This window comes from Xenorhabdus sp. PR6a (assembly GCF_028599065.1).
GTDB classification, from domain to species: domain Bacteria; phylum Pseudomonadota; class Gammaproteobacteria; order Enterobacterales; family Enterobacteriaceae; genus Xenorhabdus; species Xenorhabdus doucetiae.
On sequence record NZ_JAQRFJ010000022.1, the window covers coordinates 34,480 to 49,842 of the forward strand.

General features: G+C 51.3%; 13 protein-coding genes. 11 read left to right on the plus strand and 2 right to left on the minus strand.

The window, feature by feature from the left end:
* Positions 1–261: 261 nt before the first annotated feature.
* Positions 262–1,674 carry an SbcC/MukB-like Walker B domain-containing protein gene (locus PSI15_RS18475; RefSeq protein WP_443256080.1) on the plus strand — a complete coding sequence of 471 codons (1,413 nt, stop codon included), beginning with the start codon at positions 262–264 and terminating at the stop codon, positions 1,672–1,674.
* A complete protein-coding gene (locus PSI15_RS08200) occupies positions 1,661–2,806 on the plus strand; it encodes a Wadjet anti-phage system protein JetD domain-containing protein (RefSeq protein ID WP_337928555.1) in 1,146 nt (381 codons plus the stop codon). The genes PSI15_RS18475 and PSI15_RS08200 overlap by 14 nt, the downstream gene beginning before the upstream one ends.
* A gap of 57 nt (positions 2,807–2,863) precedes the next feature.
* Here PSI15_RS08200 and PSI15_RS08205 read toward each other — a convergent pair whose 3' ends face one another.
* Positions 2,864–3,253 (minus strand): type II toxin-antitoxin system VapC family toxin, encoded by a 390-nt coding sequence (locus PSI15_RS08205; protein WP_273583100.1) that lies wholly within the window; start codon positions 3,251–3,253, stop codon positions 2,864–2,866.
* Entirely contained in the window at positions 3,253–3,513 is a 261-nt protein-coding gene (locus PSI15_RS08210) for an antitoxin (protein ID WP_273583101.1), read from the minus strand. The genes PSI15_RS08205 and PSI15_RS08210 overlap by 1 nt, the downstream gene beginning before the upstream one ends.
* A gap of 278 nt (positions 3,514–3,791) precedes the next feature.
* On the opposite strand from PSI15_RS08210, the gene PSI15_RS08215 reads away from it, so the two are divergent.
* From PSI15_RS08215 to PSI15_RS08255, 9 genes are all read left to right on the plus strand, one after another.
* Positions 3,792–5,969, plus strand: coding sequence for an indolepyruvate ferredoxin oxidoreductase subunit alpha (locus tag PSI15_RS08215; protein ID WP_273583102.1), 2,178 nt, complete (start codon positions 3,792–3,794; stop codon positions 5,967–5,969).
* Positions 5,970–5,984: 15 nt separating this feature from the next.
* Positions 5,985–7,541 carry an indolepyruvate oxidoreductase subunit beta family protein gene (locus tag PSI15_RS08220; protein WP_273583103.1) on the plus strand — a complete coding sequence of 519 codons (1,557 nt, stop codon included), beginning with the start codon at positions 5,985–5,987 and terminating at the stop codon, positions 7,539–7,541.
* A gap of 16 nt (positions 7,542–7,557) precedes the next feature.
* Positions 7,558–7,977 (plus strand): acyl-CoA thioesterase, encoded by a 420-nt coding sequence (locus PSI15_RS08225; protein WP_045968461.1) that lies wholly within the window; start codon positions 7,558–7,560, stop codon positions 7,975–7,977.
* Positions 7,978–8,061: 84 nt separating this feature from the next.
* Positions 8,062–10,458, plus strand: a complete 2,397-nt coding sequence (locus tag PSI15_RS08230; RefSeq protein ID WP_273583104.1) for a bifunctional salicylyl-CoA 5-hydroxylase/oxidoreductase — start codon at positions 8,062–8,064, stop codon at positions 10,456–10,458.
* Entirely contained in the window at positions 10,412–11,566 is a 1,155-nt protein-coding gene (locus PSI15_RS08235) for a cupin domain-containing protein (protein ID WP_273583105.1), read from the plus strand. Before PSI15_RS08230 ends, PSI15_RS08235 begins: the two co-directional genes overlap by 47 nt.
* A gap of 3 nt (positions 11,567–11,569) precedes the next feature.
* Complete coding sequence (locus PSI15_RS08240) at positions 11,570–12,481, plus strand: fumarylacetoacetate hydrolase family protein (protein WP_273583106.1); 912 nt, start codon at positions 11,570–11,572, stop codon at positions 12,479–12,481.
* Between the two features lie 18 nt (positions 12,482–12,499).
* Positions 12,500–13,531 carry a carbon-nitrogen hydrolase family protein gene (locus tag PSI15_RS08245; RefSeq protein WP_273583107.1) on the plus strand — a complete coding sequence of 344 codons (1,032 nt, stop codon included), beginning with the start codon at positions 12,500–12,502 and terminating at the stop codon, positions 13,529–13,531.
* On the plus strand, positions 13,528–14,283 hold the full coding sequence (locus tag PSI15_RS08250; RefSeq protein WP_273583108.1) for a maleate cis-trans isomerase family protein: 756 nt from the start codon (positions 13,528–13,530) through the stop codon (positions 14,281–14,283). Before PSI15_RS08245 ends, PSI15_RS08250 begins: the two co-directional genes overlap by 4 nt.
* 91 nt (positions 14,284–14,374) lie before the next feature.
* Positions 14,375–14,836 (plus strand): MarR family winged helix-turn-helix transcriptional regulator, encoded by a 462-nt coding sequence (locus tag PSI15_RS08255; protein ID WP_273583109.1) that lies wholly within the window; start codon positions 14,375–14,377, stop codon positions 14,834–14,836.
* The last annotated feature ends 527 nt before the right edge of the window (positions 14,837–15,363 follow it).

The window sequence follows — 15,363 nt, forward strand, 5'->3', positions numbered from 1 at the left end:
CGCAAACTGCTGTGGAAGGATCATCCCTGGAGAGAAGCCGTAAAAGTGCTACTGGCGGGTATTGATCGCCACTGTGTTGACAGCCCTGAACAGCTACGCACGATCCCTCATGCCATGACCGCTCAGGGACTCATGTCCGGCAAGCAACGTTTTTACGACAAACAGGATCAGAAACGCCTTGATGAAGACTGGCTGACAGGGTTTGATAACCGGGACCGAATGACCTTTCTGGCGAAAGAAATGGTCAGGCTTCAGGAACAGATGACCGTCGCCACTCAAGAGCTTGAGCCGGTAAAAGGTGAGGTAAACCAGCTTCAGCTCCGGGACGCTTTATTTCAACGAATTCAGCAACTGGACTTTAATAATATCGATGTTCCGGGCGCGATGAAGAAGCTCGCGGAATTAAGGGAACGGCGGGAGAACTTAATCCATCCGGATTCTGATGTCAGCGCCGCCAAGATATTGCTAAACGAGGCACAACAGATTGAGGAAAGTATTGAAAAGCAGCTTCAGGAGGCCAATAAAGAGCTCGGTGGGCTGGAAAAAAGCCTCGACAGGGCTTTGGGAGCAGAGCGACAGGCTCAACGCGTTGCACAACAGGGCATGACGGACGAAGAGCGGCAACTAAGCGGCTTACATTTCCCTACGGTGGCAATGGAACAACTGTCTGATATTTATGATCTTGAACGCCAGCATGCGGGCAAACTCCAGCGTGAAATCGAAGGGCTGAAAGGAAAACTGCACGACCTGAATCTCGAGTTGACCAGGCGCATGTCTGGTGCCAAAAACGTGGATACCGGGGCGCTTGCCGAAGTCGGCACCGATCTGGACGATATCCCGGCTTACTTGCAACGTTTGCAGGAGCTGACCGAAGAAGCCCTGCCTGAAAAACTCCAGCGCTTTCTGGACTACCTGAACCGCTCGTCCGATGATGGCGTCACGCAATTGCTCAGCCATATTGATCAGGCTGTGTTAATGATCGAAGAGCGTCTGAGCGAGCTAAACGCCACGATGTTCAGGGTTGATTTTCAGCCGGATCGCTATCTGCGGCTGGTCACAAAGAAGGTGATCCATGAAAGCCTGCGCACACTTGAAAAAACACGGCGTCAGTTAAATGCCGCACGGCTTATTGATGATAACGGCGAGAGCCATTATAAGGCCTTACAATCGCTGGTTGCGTTGCTTCGGGATGCCTGCGAAAGGAATCGAACGCTGGGAGCAAAGGCGTTGCTGGACCCGCGTTTTCGTCTGGAGTTCGCTGTGTCGGTGATGGATCGTCATACGGGTAATGTGATTGAGTCCCGCACGGGTTCACAAGGCGGCAGCGGTGGGGAAAAGGAGATTATTGCCTCTTACGTACTGACCGCCTCGCTCAGTTATGCGCTTTGCCCCAAGGGCAGCAGCCATCCGCTTTTTGGCACCATTATTCTTGATGAAGCTTTCTCCCGTAGTTCCCATGCGGTTGCGGGCAGGATCATTGCTGCACTCAAGGAGTTTGGTCTGCACGCGGTATTTATCACCCCTAACAAAGAGATGCGACTGTTGCGCCACCATACTCGCTCGGCTATCGTCGTCCACCGACGCGGCCAGAATTCAAATATGGTCTCCCTGAGTTGGGAAGAGCTTGAAAATCACTACCAACGGCGAGCGCAAGAGCAGCATGAACTCACCTAACGACATCGCAAAAAAACTTGCCCGCCAATGGGATAGCGCAAAGCGCCGGGCGGAACGCTTACTCCCTCCGGGTAACTGGCCCTTGCGGCTGCCCATTGGTAAACCCACCCCAAGGGAATTTACTGAACATGCCCGGCAAGTTTTGGAACATGTTAAGGCATGGAGGAGTGTGCAGACCGGACGAGTCGAGTGGGAATTAGTGAATTATCGGGCGAGTAGTGAGCCGGTACCCATGCCAGTGCGCTGGGTTCTGGCCGGGCCTTCAGAGTGGATTGATGCTGCCGCAGATCGGGGGGTCAGCCGCGAGTTCAGGTTGCTTGAGGAAATTATCGAACAAGTCGATGCGGTTTTTCATCCACTCTTGATTAAAAGCCGTTCACTCTGGCAAAACCGAAATCCTCAAGAGGTTATTACGGCCGCTGGGCTGGCCAACCGTTTAACACCCGGCTGTGCAAACGGACTGCCATTGAGATTATTGTCCGGGCTGGGAGTGGATACAAAATTTATAGAAAACAATACCTCATTACTGACCCGGCTTTTGGACGAACGTTTTGCGGGCGAAGCCAGTAAACAAGGATTAACCACTTTTCTGGATGCGCTTGATGAAAACAACCATTGGGTACTCGTCATACCGCTGTCACCCGGATTATTGCCCTTCAAAAAAAGTAAGGTCACCACAGTAGAACTGGCTGACGTTAAACTGCCTGCTTCACGCTTACTCGTTGTTGAAAATGAACAATGCCAGCATCAGTTACCAGCTTTACCTGACACCATCGCCATTTTGGGTGCCGGCCTTGATTTGCAATGGTTATCTAACCCTGATCTGGAAGGAAAATCCGTTGCCTACTGGGGAGATATGGATACTTGGGGGCTTCTGATGCTGGCAAGAGCCAGAAAACATCACCCAACGCTTTCCGCATTGCTGATGCACCGTGAATTATTTGATGAACATGCCAGTGATAAGGCTGTTCCCGAACCGGTAAAAGCGCAGGATACTATTCCAGATGGTTTACTGAACGAAGAAGCCGATTTTTATCATTATTTAGCTGTTCGACAACGTGGGCGCCTTGAACAAGAGTTCCTCCCGCCAGATGTCGTCACTTCAGTACTCACACGTTGGGGAATGGATTAAGCCTATCTTCTCGTGAATGAATCCTGACTGAAAAATAAGTGGGACCGCGGTTCCATCTTATTTTGTCCAGTCCTCGATAGTTAAATCAGCCACCATTCCAAATGCTGAATCGCTGGTAACGAGAGTTAATCCCCGGCTCAGGGCGTGAGCTGCAATCAACTGCTCCATTGTTCCCATTGTTCTGCCTGTTTTTTCCATTCCGGCGCGTAACGTCCCATAGACTTTTGCCGCATTTTGATCCCAATCATAAACTGTAATCGAATCAATAAATGTGTTTACGATATGCTCCAGGGGACTGTTTTGGCGTCTGGCCAGGTCATAACGCAACTCGGCCCCAGTAATGGAGGATATCCCTATTTCTGAGGGTGATATGGTGCGTAATTTGGCTATGACTGTCGGATGTTGGCGAAAAATGTAACTGACGATATTGGTATCCAACATGTACATTAAAAAATGTCTCCAAATGGGTCACGCTGTGTAATATCCTGATTGCGTTCATTTATATTTAAAAAATCATCAGGAACGGACAATGTGTGTAACATATTGAGAAAACTGTCCCAATTATCAGTTGATTTGTTTTTAGACAGAATAACGTCCCCGTTTTCATTTTTTCGGATATAAACATGATCAGTGTCGAATTCAAATGCAACAGGCAGTCTCACAGCCTGATTACGGCCATTTTTGAATATCTTTGCAACTCGTTCCATCGTTAACTCCTAAATAAATTTGCTCTAACATAGGGTAAAGCATATGCTTCAAATTGACATATGTCAACACATATGCCAATTTGAAATATCCGCAACGTCAACGGTTTCATCACCCATTTCCTGCCTGTTTTTACAGAATAGTTGTCCACCCACTGCTCGCTTTATCCACTCCCTGCATAAATCACAATTACATGACAAATCATGCATTGACCATTAACGCATCGCCGAATTACATAAGTGATAACAAAAAGGCGTAAAGCGGACATGGTGAGGTAAACATGGCAGAGCGATCATTTGTCGAGGAAGTGAAAAAATTGCGTCTGGGCCAAGGCGACGTTTTCAGTGGTGAAGGTATTCTGGCCGTGACAAAAGCCCTGCTGGAAGCGGGTGTTGCCTATGTGGCGGGCTATCAGGGGGCGCCGATCTCCCATCTGATGGACGTCTTGCTGGATGCGCAGGATGTGTTGTCTGAATATGGCATTCGCTTTGAAAACAGTGCCAGTGAAGCTACTGCGGCGGCGATGCTGGCCGCTTCCGTCAATTATCCATTGCGTGGTGCCATCACGTTTAAATCGACGGCGGGAACCAATGTGGCCGCAGATGCGTTGGCCAATCTGGCATCAGGCGGCGTCGTGGGCGGTGCGCTGATTATTGTCGGTGAAGATTATGGTGAGGGATCATCCATCATGCAGGAGCGCAGCCATGCTTTTGCGATGAAATCGCAGATCTGGTTGCTCGACCCACGCCCCAACCTGCCTTCGATTGTGCAGGCGGTAAAGTGGGGATTTGCGTTGTCGGAAGCCAGCAATACGCCGGTAATGTTGCAGATGCGCATTCGTGCCTGCCATGTGCATGGCCGATTTGTGTGTGAAGAGAATCGCGCGTCCGCGTTCACAATCAAGGATGCACTGGAAAATCCGGCGCGCGATCTCAGCCGCATCGTGCTGCCGCCCGCCAGTTTTCTGCATGAGAAAGAAAAAGTTCAGGATCGCTGGCCGGCTGCCGTGCGTTTTATCCAACAGCACGCACTGAATGAGTTTTTTGCTGAACAGGCGGATGATATTGGCCTTGCCCTGCAAGGTGGCTGTTATAACACCGTGATCCGCGCCCTGAATCTACTCGGACTGGCGGATGTTTTTGGCAACAGCCAACTCCCGCTGTATGTGATGAATGTCGCCTACCCACTGATTGACGAAGAGTTTGACCGTTTTTGTCAGGGTAAACGGGCAATTTTAGTGCTGGAAGAGGGGCAGCCCAATTTTGTCGAGCAGAATATTGCCAATATCCTGCGCCAGCGTGAGATCGCAACGCGGTTACATGGCAAGGATTTACTGCCCATGGCGGGAGAATACAATACGGCCACCGTGTTATCAGGACTGCGGGCGTTTCTTGAACGTTACGGCAAAATGGCCGCGGAAAGTGCGGTGTCTGCCGGTCAGGTGCGCATTCCCGCCGTGACCTTACCGATTGAGGAAAATCATGCACTGGAAAAGGCGGTTCATGCCCGCCCGCCCGGCTTTTGCACCGGTTGTCCCGAACGACCGATTTTTACCGCGCTAAAGCTGGTTGAGCGGGAATTGGGGCAACATCATGTCAGTGCTGATATTGGGTGTCACTTATTTGCCATTTTGCCCCCGTTTAATTTGGGCAATACCACCATGGGTTATGGATTGGGTGCCGCCAGTGCGGCGGCGCTGAATACGCCGGTGGCGAACAAGCGGGCAATCTCGGTGATGGGAGACGGGGGATTCTGGCATAACGGTTTAACCAGTGGGATCGCCAACAGTGTTTTTAACCGCAGCGACAATCTGACCATTATTGTCGATAACAGCTACACCTCCGCCACCGGCGGGCAGGATATTCCCTCCTCAGTGGCAGTGAATGCCCATCGCAGTACCGGCCATGACATCGAAAAAGCCGTCAAGGGGGTTGGAGTGAAATGGGTACGCACGATTAAGCGAACCTATGATCTTAAAACCATGATAAAGACCTTGCGTGCAGCACTGACGATAGATAAACACGCGACAGGTGCGGGGCCAAAAGTTTTGGTCGCGCAGAGCGAGTGCATGTTGAATAAGCAACGGCGCGAGAAAGCCAGGATCAAAGGGGCGATTGCGGCAGGAAAGCGGGTCATCCGTGAGCAATTCGGGGTCGACCCCGATACCTGCACGGGCGATCACTCCTGCATCCGCCTGTCCGGCTGCCCTTCTTTGTCGATTAAGCCGAATCCTGATCCTTTGCGCACCGATCCGGTGGCAACGGTATTGAATAGCTGTGTCGGCTGTGGGTTATGCGGGGAAGTCTCTCACGCGGCCGTGTTGTGCCCCTCTTTCTTCAAGGCGCGGATCATTATAAATCCCACCCGTTGGGAACGATGGCTGCACCAGATCCGCCAAAGGCTTATCGGTTATTTGCAACGTCGTGATGTTGAGCGTCGCAAGCAATATGATTTTTAAGCAGGAGTGATACCTATGCCATCCATCAATTCGCTGTTTACAAACCTGCCCGCTCAACCGATCAAAATTGCTATTCTGGCGATGGGAGGCGAAGGAGGCGGTGTACTGGCTGATTGGCTCGTGACTTTGGGAGAAGAAAATGGCTATTTCGCCCAAACGACTTCTGTGCCCGGCGTCGCCCAACGAACCGGGGCAACCATTTATTATGTTGAGTTGTTCCCTGCGGCTGATGATCCGGCCGTTTCTCCACCCGTGCTGGCACTGATGCCAACGGCCGGTGATGTGGATATTGTGTTGGCTTCGGAATTGATGGAAGCCGGGCGCGCTGTCCAGCGCGGTTTTGTCACGCCGGATCGCACGACGCTGATCGCCTCAAGCCATCGGGTATTTTCGATGGGGGAGCGTTCGGCCATGGGCGACGGGCGGGTGGATAGCGGGGTGTTGATCCGGCAATCCCGGCAAGCGGCTTTGCATTTTATCCATTTTGATATGGCGCGGGTGGCAGAAAAGAGCGGCAGTGTGATCAGTGCTGTCTTGTTTGGTGCACTCTGTGGTACGGCGATTTTGCCGTTCAGCCGTCAGCAGTTTGAGGCGGCAATCATCAAGAAGAAAGTGGGGATAAAACCCAGCCTGCAAGCCTTTAGTTTGGGATTGAGCCGGGCGCAATCAGAAGCGAAATCAGGCAGCGCCAGAGAAACGGCGGCAGGCTCCCCGATCCCGGAAAAAAAACAACGTTCTCACACCCATCTTTCTCACCACAACGAAATCAATGCCCTGCTGCTGTATATCCGGCAAAAGATCCCGTCCTGTATCCATGACATTGTGATTGAAGGGATCAGGCGCCAGATTGATTATCAAGATCCGGCTTATGCCCGTTTGTATCTCGACCGCTTGCAAAAACTGACCCAGCAAGCCGTCAGACAGGATGAAGCCTTACTGAGTGAAACCGCCCGCCATTTGGCGCTGTGGATGGCTTATGAAGACACCATTCGGGTGGCCGATCTTAAAACACGTGTCGGCCGGTTCGAACGGGTTAAGCAAGATATGCGGGTGCGTGACGATCAACTTATTGATATAAAAGACTTTCTTCATCCCCGCATGGAAGAGATCTGTGACATCTTGCCGGCACGTTTTGGCCGCTGGCTGTCCCGTCCTCATTTTATCCATCGGATCTTGGCAAAATTACTCAGCCGTGGGCGTGTGATGACCACCAGCGCCATTCCGGGATACCTGCTGCTTTATATGCTGGCACATTGGCGTCGAATGCGCCGTCACACGCTGCGTTTTCAGCATGAAACAGTGCGCATTGAAGGATGGCTGTGGCGCATTGGCGTCGCCGCAAAGCGGGATCTCGATCTGGCTTTGGAAATCGCCCAATGCCAGCGCTTAATCAAGGGTTATGGCGAGACTCACGCACGTGGGTTAAGACATTTTCAAACCCTGATGGCGATTGTTGATCACCATCTGCATGATTTATCGCCCGACAATTTGCGCCAACTGCGTGAAGCGGCATTGGCGGATGAGCAGGGTGAGCAATTACGCGCGTGCCAACGGCGCCTCTCTTTATATTAATCCTAAGGAGTCTGCAATGAGTCTGCTTAGATTTATCCAGCCCCATAAAATTCGCTTTTCTGAGTGTGATCCGGCGGGGATCGTCTTTTATCCCCAATATTTCGTGATGTTCAATAACTTGCTGGAAGATTGGTTCGATGAGCTAACGCCAATCGGGTATGCCAATTACATCGCCAAACATCGCTTTGGGTTGCCAACGGTGCATCTGGAGGCGGAGTTTAAGGCCATCAGCCGAATGGGCGATCAGGTTTGGCTGGACTTAGAGGTTGAGAAAATTGGTAAAAAATCCCTGACGCTGATCCAACGCTGCGTCAGCAAAGCAGGTGAGCTGAGGATGAGCGCCACTCAGACTTATGTCACGACTTCACTGGATACTCATCAAGCTATCCCCATTCCCGATGAGTTTTACTATGCGCTAACGGAGCAGATGCCTTAGTTAAACAGGCAGCTTCGTTGAACGATCTTGAGTTGGACGAACGCATATCGCATGGGACAAATATCCTGCGGCAGGAGAAGAAAGATGAATTTAAGAGGTAAAAATATCGTATGTATTGGCGGTGGACCGGCAGGATTATATTTCGGTCTGCTGATGAAGTTGCAAAACCCTGATAACCGCGTCGTGGTCATCGAGCGCAATCGTCCGTATGACACATTTGGCTGGGGCGTGGTGTTTTCGGATGCCACGTTGGAAAACCTGCATCAGGCGGATCCGGTTTCGGCTGAAACGATTGGCAAGGCGTTTAGTCGTTGGGATGATATTGATATCCATTTCAAGGGAACGGTCAATCGCAGTGGCGGCCATGGTTTTATTGGCATTGGCCGTAAAAAGCTGCTGAATATCCTGCAAGATCGCTGCCTTGAGGTTGGGGTTGAGCTGGTGTTTGAAACTCAGGTTGAGGATGAGCAGGCGATTGCCCGTCAATATCATGCCGATTTGCTGATTGCTTCCGATGGCATCAATAGCCAGATCCGCACCCGTTATGCCGAATTTTTTCAGCCGGATATCGAACAGCGGCATTGCCGTTTTGTCTGGCTGGGGACGCGCAAGATCTTTGATGCGTTTACCTTTCTGTTTGTTGAAACAGAGCATGGCTGGTTTCAGGTTCACGCCTATCAGTTTCAGGCAGGGCTATCGACGTTTATTGTCGAAACGACGGAAGAGACCTGGCTGGCGGCGGGTATCGACAAAATGTCACAGGAAGAGGGGATTGCCTATTGTGAAAAAATCTTCGCGCCGTGGCTGGATGGGCATCCATTAATCTCCAATGCCACCCATCTGCGTGGTGCCGCCATTTGGATACGTTTTCCCCGCATCATTTGTGGCAATTGGGTGCACTGGATCACGCCAGAGGGCGATAACGGCAAGCCTGTCCCGATTGTGTTAATGGGCGATGCCGCCCATACCGCCCATTTCTCCATTGGTTCCGGCACAAAACTGGCATTGGAAGATGCGATTGAACTGGCCAACCGCCTGCAAGCCCATCACGGGGATTGGTCGGCAGGTTTGGCCGATTATCAGCAATCGCGCAACGTGGAAGTGCTGAAAATCCAGAATGCCGCCCGCAATTCAACGGAGTGGTTCGAAAATGTCGTGCGCTATGACGCTCTTCCGCCCGAACAATTTGCTTATTCACTGTTAACACGTTCACAGCGCATTTCCCATGAAAATCTGCGCTTGAGGGACAGGGCATGGCTGGAGAATTATGAACGCTGGTTTGCCCGAACATCGACCCCATTCTCACCGCTGATCCCACCTTTGCTGACACCGTATCGGGTACGGGGCGTGCTGTTGAAAAACCGGGTCGTGGTCTCACCCACGCTGCTGTATAGCGCCGTGGAGGGAACACCGGGCCCGTTCCATCTGGTTCATCTTGGCAGCCGAGCATTGGGCGGCGCGGGATTGCTGATCGCCGAAATGACTGCCATTTCTCCGCAGGCACGTGTCACCCCAGCTTGTACCGGATTGTGGAACGATCAGCATGTGCAGGCGTGGAAGACGATCACCGATTTTGTCCACCAGCATTCTGGCGCGCAGGTTGGCATTCAACTGGGACATGCCGGGCGGCGGGGATCGACCCAACTGGGGTGGGAACGTTCGGATCACCCTTTGCCGGAGGGCAATTGGCTCTTGGTTTCCGCCTCGGCGTTGCCCTATTTACCCGGCGTTTCCCAAGTGCCGGCGGCGCTCACTCACGCGCAGATGAAAGAGATTATTGCGCAGTTTGTCGCAGCAACGCACCGTGCCATCGAAGCGGGTTTTGACTGGCTGGAGATTCAGGCCGCACACGGTTATCTGCTTTCCAGTTTTATCTCCCCGTTGACGAACCAGCGCGGTGATGAATATGGCGGTTCGCTGGAAAACCGGCTTCGCTTCCCGCTGGCGGTCTTCAAAGCGGTGCGTCATGCCTGGCCGACCGATTTGCCGATATCCGTGCGGATTTCTGCCACGGATTGGGTGGAAGGGGGAACGACGGTCGATGAAGCGGTCGAGATTGCCCGCCGTTTCTATGCCGCCGGTGTGGATATGGTGGATTGTTCCAGCGGAGAAGTGTCTGTGGAGCAGCAACCGGTTTACGGGCGCATGTACCAAACACCGATGGCGGATCGCATTCGCAATGAGGCCAATGTGCCGGTGATTGCCGTCGGTGCGATCACCGATGCGGATCAAATCAACAGCATTATTGCTTCGGGTCGTGCCGATCTTTGCGCCTTATCCCGCCCGTTCTTAGCCGATGCGGCTTGGCTGCTGCGTGAATGCGCCAGATATGGCTGGACAGGTATCGACTGGCCACAACCGTATCTTTACGGCAAAGAACAATTAGAACGAACTTCCACCTTATTGTTATCTGTTATCCGTACAGGAGATAGCTATGTCTCAACAATCTATTCCTCAACAAGAAAATCCCCAATCGCATGATCAATATCGGGAAGAGATGATCGGCCGTGCCAATGTTGCCGACAGCCCTGAACTGCTGGCGTATTACAAGGAATTAGGGAAGTACAAGGCCGGGGCACTCTGGACCATCGCCAATAAAATAGAGCCTTGGCAGCCTAAATCCGCCTCGGTGCCGGTACTCTGGCGTTACCGTGATCTGCGTGAGCACGTGATAAAATCGGCCGATTTGGTCACGCCGGAACAGGCCGGACGCCGGGTGGTCTACCTGAACAATTCAGGAGAGCAGGGCATGTCTACCGCGGTCGGCTTGCTCTATTCCGGTCTCCAGACCATGCGACCGGGCGAAGCCGCATCGGCACATGCCCACTCCTCTTCTGCCCTGCGTTTTATCATGGAAGGACGCGGCGCTTACACCATTGTCGATGGGCAGAAAATATCGCTGGCAGCCAATGATTTTGTCTTAACGCCCAATGGCACCTGGCATGAACATGGCGTTGAATCTGATGGTTCACAATGTATTTGGCAGGATGGGCTGGATATTCCGCTGGTTAACGTATTGGAGGCGGGTTTTTATAAGGTGCACCCTGATTTAGGGCAGGCAGTGACTGAAACCGTGGATTCCTCTATTGCACTCTGGGGCGCCCCCGCTTTGCGGCCACAAAATGTTGGCTGGAATCAGCCTTATTCCCCGTTGTTCAGATACCAATGGGAACCCACTTATGAAGCCTTGCAACGTTACGCTCGTGTTTCAGAAGGTTCACCGTTTGATGACATCCTGATGCACTACATCAATCCGCTCACGGGCGGTCATGTGATGCCGACGCTCGGTGCCAGTATGCAGCGGTTGCGCCCTAGTTTTGTTGGCAAGGCTCATCGGCATACCGGTAGTTTCATCTATCAAGTGGCGAAAGGGCGGGGCTATTCCGTGATTGATGGTCAACGGTTTGACTGGCAGGAACGGGATATTTTCTGCGTACCTTCATGGGCATGGCATGAACATGTGAATACGTCACAAACGGATGATGCCTGCCTGTTCTGTTTCAACGATCTGCCCGTCATGCAGGCATTGCGATTGTATTACGAAGAAGCCCTGACTGATAACGATGGGCACCAACCAGTGAGAGGATAAGAGATGCGTTTAATCACTTACCGTTCAGAAGTAACGGCTGCCGCGCGATTAGGCGCGATTGTCAACAATCACGTCGTCGATTTGGCAAAGCTGGCGATTTATGCAGGGAGCCAATTGCCGGATAACATGCTGGCGTTTATTGATCTGGGTCCCCTGGCGGTGGGCAGCACAACGGCGCTGTTAGGCTCGTTCAACGGATTGTGGCCTGCGGGGGTTTCACTGCCCTTGCAGAATGTGAAAATTCTGGCGCCCATTCCCCGCCCGCGGAAAAATATCTTCGGTATTGGCCTGAATTATGTCGAACATGTGGCGGAATCCAGCCGCGCTCTAGATACGGCCAAAGATCTACCAAAAGAACCGGTGATTTTTTCTAAACCGCCAACCACGGTGATTGGCCCCGGTGACGCGATTGAACATAACCGTGAGATAACCCAGCAACTGGATTGGGAAGTGGAGCTGGCGGTGATCATCGGCACCCGCGCCAAAGGGGTATCGGAAGCGGAAGCATTGAAATATGTTTTTGGCTATAGCCTGATGATCGACATGAGCGCCCGTGATTGCCGCCGTGCCGGACAGTGGATCTACTCCAAGGGGCAGGATACCTATGCACCTTTTGGCCCCTGCATTGTCACAGCTGATGAAATTCCTAACCCACAGGATCTGGCACTGAGTCTCAAAGTCAATGGGGTGACCAAACAGCATTCCAATACACGCCATATGTTGTTCAACGTCGCTACCTTGATTGCCGATATCAGCAAAGGCATCACGCTGGAGCCGGGGGATATCATTGCCACAGGCACACCGGAAGGTGTCGGGGCGGGGCGTGATCCACAAGAATGGCTCTGGCCGGGGGATGTGATTGAAGCGCACCTTGAAAAGATTGGCGATTTACGTCACCCCGTGATTGCGGTGTAAATAAAACAGGAGCCTGAGATGCTGAAACTTCCCAAGTTTAAGGCGGCTGCGGTACAGGCTGCGCCCGTCTTTCTGGATACTGGGGCGACGGTTGATCTGGTTTGCCGGTTGATCCAAGAAGCGGCAGACAACGGAGCCAGTTTGGTGGCCTTTCCGGAAGTGTTTGTTTCCGGCTATCCCTATTGGAACTGGGTAATGACGCCAATACAAGGCAGCCCGTGGTTTGAAAAACTGTGCAAATCGGCCATTGAAGTGCCGGGGCCGGAGATCAACAAAATTGCACGGGCGGCGGCGCGCCATCACATCAACGTGGTGATTGGCGTCAATGAACGCAGCCCCACTGGTGTGGCAACGCTCTATAACACCTTGGTGACTATTTCTGATGAAGGGCAGATTCTGGGGCGTCACCGCAAGCTGGTGCCGACATGGGCAGAGAAGCTGACATGGGCCAATGGGGATGCCAGTTCGCTGAAAGTCCATGAGACCCGCATCGGTCCACTGGGCGTGCTGGCCTGCGGCGAAAATACCAATACGTTGGCGCGTTTTTCTCTGTTGTCTCAGGGCGAACTGGTGCATGTTGCCAGTTATATATCCCTGCCTGTTGCCCCACCGGATTATGATATGGCGGAGGCGATCCGTTTACGGGCGGCAGCCCACTGCTTTGAAGGCAAAGTTTTTACTATCGTCTCCTGTTCCACCATTTCGCCGGAAATCGTGAAAGCCATGTCAGCCAGCCATCCCGAAGCTGAGCAACTGTTGGCGCGCTCTGACAGCGCATTTAGCGGCATCATTGGGCCGGATGGCCGGGTGATTGGCAAGCCCCTGATTGACAGAGAGGGGATCGTTTATGCGGAGATTGACTTGAACCGCTGTATTCAGCCTCGCCAAATGCACGATATTACGGGACATTACAACCGATTTGATATTTTCGATCTCACCGTGAATCGCCGGCCGATGAATGCTATCCGCTTTACCGATCAACCGCCTGATCAAACCCGATCTAAGGCCGGTGTGGACTGGGGCGATCCCACTTGGGAGGATCAGCCATGAATGACACACAGCATTTTCGGGTCGGGCTGATTGTGCCCTCTTCAAATACGACCATGGAGACCGAAATTCCCGCGATCCTGCGAGCCCGTGAAGCAATAGAGTCTGAACGTTTTACCTTTCATTCCAGCCGAATGCGAATGAAAACAGTCACCAAAGCAGAACTGGCCGCCATGGATGCAGACAGTGATCGCTGTGCGCTTGAATTGTCGGATGCCGCGGTAGATGTGCTTGGATATGCCTGTTTAGTGGCGATTATGAGCATGGGCAAGGGATACCATCGGATCGCTGAAAAGCGCCTCCATCTGCGAACCCTGGAAAACGGATATCCGGCACCGATTGTGACCAGTGCAGGCGCCCTGGTGGATGGGTTACAGGCTTTGGGGGCAAAACGGATCTCCATACTGACGCCCTACATGAAGCCGTTGACGCAATTAGTGATTGATTACATTGAAAATGAGGGAATTGAAGTTATCGACAGCATTTCGCTGGAGATCCCCGACAATCTTGATGTCGGACGCCAGGATCCGCTGGCGCCCGTGGAAATCACGAAGCGGTTGAACAGCAATGTCGACGTGATTGTGGCTTCAGCCTGTGTACAAATGCCTTCTCTGGCGTCAGTACCACTGATTGAAGATCGAGTGGGGCTGCCGGTTATTTCCTCATCGGTGGCGACAACCTACATGATATTGAAACAGCTTGGGCTGAATACATACGTTCCGCGATTTGGCTCACTGTTATCGGGGAAATATTGACGGAATCGCTGTCGTGGGCGTGTTTTTCACGGGGAACCTTTTAAAATCGGAAGTCAAAATACTTCCTGAGATAAAAAGGATTGTTCAACTTATGCCAGATTCAAAAGTGTTTGTTGACAATTACCTGCCTGCTCTGCTTGGGCAGGCATGGATGCTGGTCTCTTCTGAATTCCATAATATTGTTGAAGCGCAAGGATTATCCGTGCTGGAGTGGCGGGTGTTATCGACCCTGGCGGGAAGTGGTTCGCTTGGCATCAGCTTTCTGGCACAGAAAACGGTCAGTAAACAACCGACTATGACGCGCGTTTTGCAGCGTTTGGAATTACAGGGATATCTGGCGCGTTTTTCCAAGGGTGGCAATGATCGCAGAGTGACATTGGTTCGTTTGACTGAAACCGGGAAAAAACTGGTCGAAGGATTGCTGGCCGCAGCAGAATCTCATGAAAAAAGTGTGCTGGCGCCACTAGGTAGTGGCAAGAGCCAGCTACTGAAAGCGATTTTGCAAGAACTGATTAAACAACATACCCCAATACGTGGCGTATTGAGGGAATAAGGTAAATAATTCACGTTTTGAAGGAGGCATGTTTTTTGTGTCTCCTTTGAATAATAAAATAAAGTTATTAATATCCTCTTATAAATGATGCAATAATTGCACAAATAAAAATAGCAATAGGTATACCAAGTATTATCGTCATTGCACGGTGTTTTACTCAAACTGAGCATAAAAAAATGACGAGTGTAAAAGAAAAAGATGAATGTGCCATTGGCAAAGTTTTTATAAGAAGAATCCATGAATCTAACTCTGTAGGGTTAAATTTAAACATTTTAATTCCCATAAGATACTGAAAGTCACATGTGACCCACCATTATGCATTTAATTTATTATTTAACAATGCCTAATTTTACAGGTGTTTTTTATATTTATCATTCCCATGTCATTGACGACAAAGTTTGACAATCAATATGGTAGATTATTAGTTGAATTTTTCTATTATTTAATTAGTAAAATGTTTTATTTAAAATTATTATCATAGGTAATTTTCTTAAGTTATATATGCGATATTAGTGACCAAAATCACA

Coding starts and splice junctions, on each gene's coding strand:
- PSI15_RS08240 (WP_273583106.1), top strand. CDS start 11,570: ATGCGTTTAATCACTTACCGTTCAGAAGTAACGGCTGCCGCGCGATTA.
- PSI15_RS08250 (WP_273583108.1), top strand. CDS start 13,528: ATGAATGACACACAGCATTTTCGGGTCGGGCTGATTGTGCCCTCTTCA.
- PSI15_RS08255 (WP_273583109.1), top strand. CDS start 14,375: ATGCCAGATTCAAAAGTGTTTGTTGACAATTACCTGCCTGCTCTGCTT.
- PSI15_RS08215 (WP_273583102.1), top strand. CDS start 3,792: ATGGCAGAGCGATCATTTGTCGAGGAAGTGAAAAAATTGCGTCTGGGC.
- PSI15_RS08235 (WP_273583105.1), top strand. CDS start 10,412: ATGTCTCAACAATCTATTCCTCAACAAGAAAATCCCCAATCGCATGAT.
- PSI15_RS08205 (WP_273583100.1), bottom strand. CDS start 3,253: ATGTACATGTTGGATACCAATATCGTCAGTTACATTTTTCGCCAACAT.
- PSI15_RS08225 (WP_045968461.1), top strand. CDS start 7,558: ATGAGTCTGCTTAGATTTATCCAGCCCCATAAAATTCGCTTTTCTGAG.
- PSI15_RS08220 (WP_273583103.1), top strand. CDS start 5,985: ATGCCATCCATCAATTCGCTGTTTACAAACCTGCCCGCTCAACCGATC.
- PSI15_RS08245 (WP_273583107.1), top strand. CDS start 12,500: ATGCTGAAACTTCCCAAGTTTAAGGCGGCTGCGGTACAGGCTGCGCCC.
- PSI15_RS08200 (WP_337928555.1), top strand. CDS start 1,661: ATGAACTCACCTAACGACATCGCAAAAAAACTTGCCCGCCAATGGGAT.
- PSI15_RS08230 (WP_273583104.1), top strand. CDS start 8,062: ATGAATTTAAGAGGTAAAAATATCGTATGTATTGGCGGTGGACCGGCA.
- PSI15_RS08210 (WP_273583101.1), bottom strand. CDS start 3,513: ATGGAACGAGTTGCAAAGATATTCAAAAATGGCCGTAATCAGGCTGTG.
- PSI15_RS18475 (WP_443256080.1), top strand. CDS start 262: ATGACCGTCGCCACTCAAGAGCTTGAGCCGGTAAAAGGTGAGGTAAAC.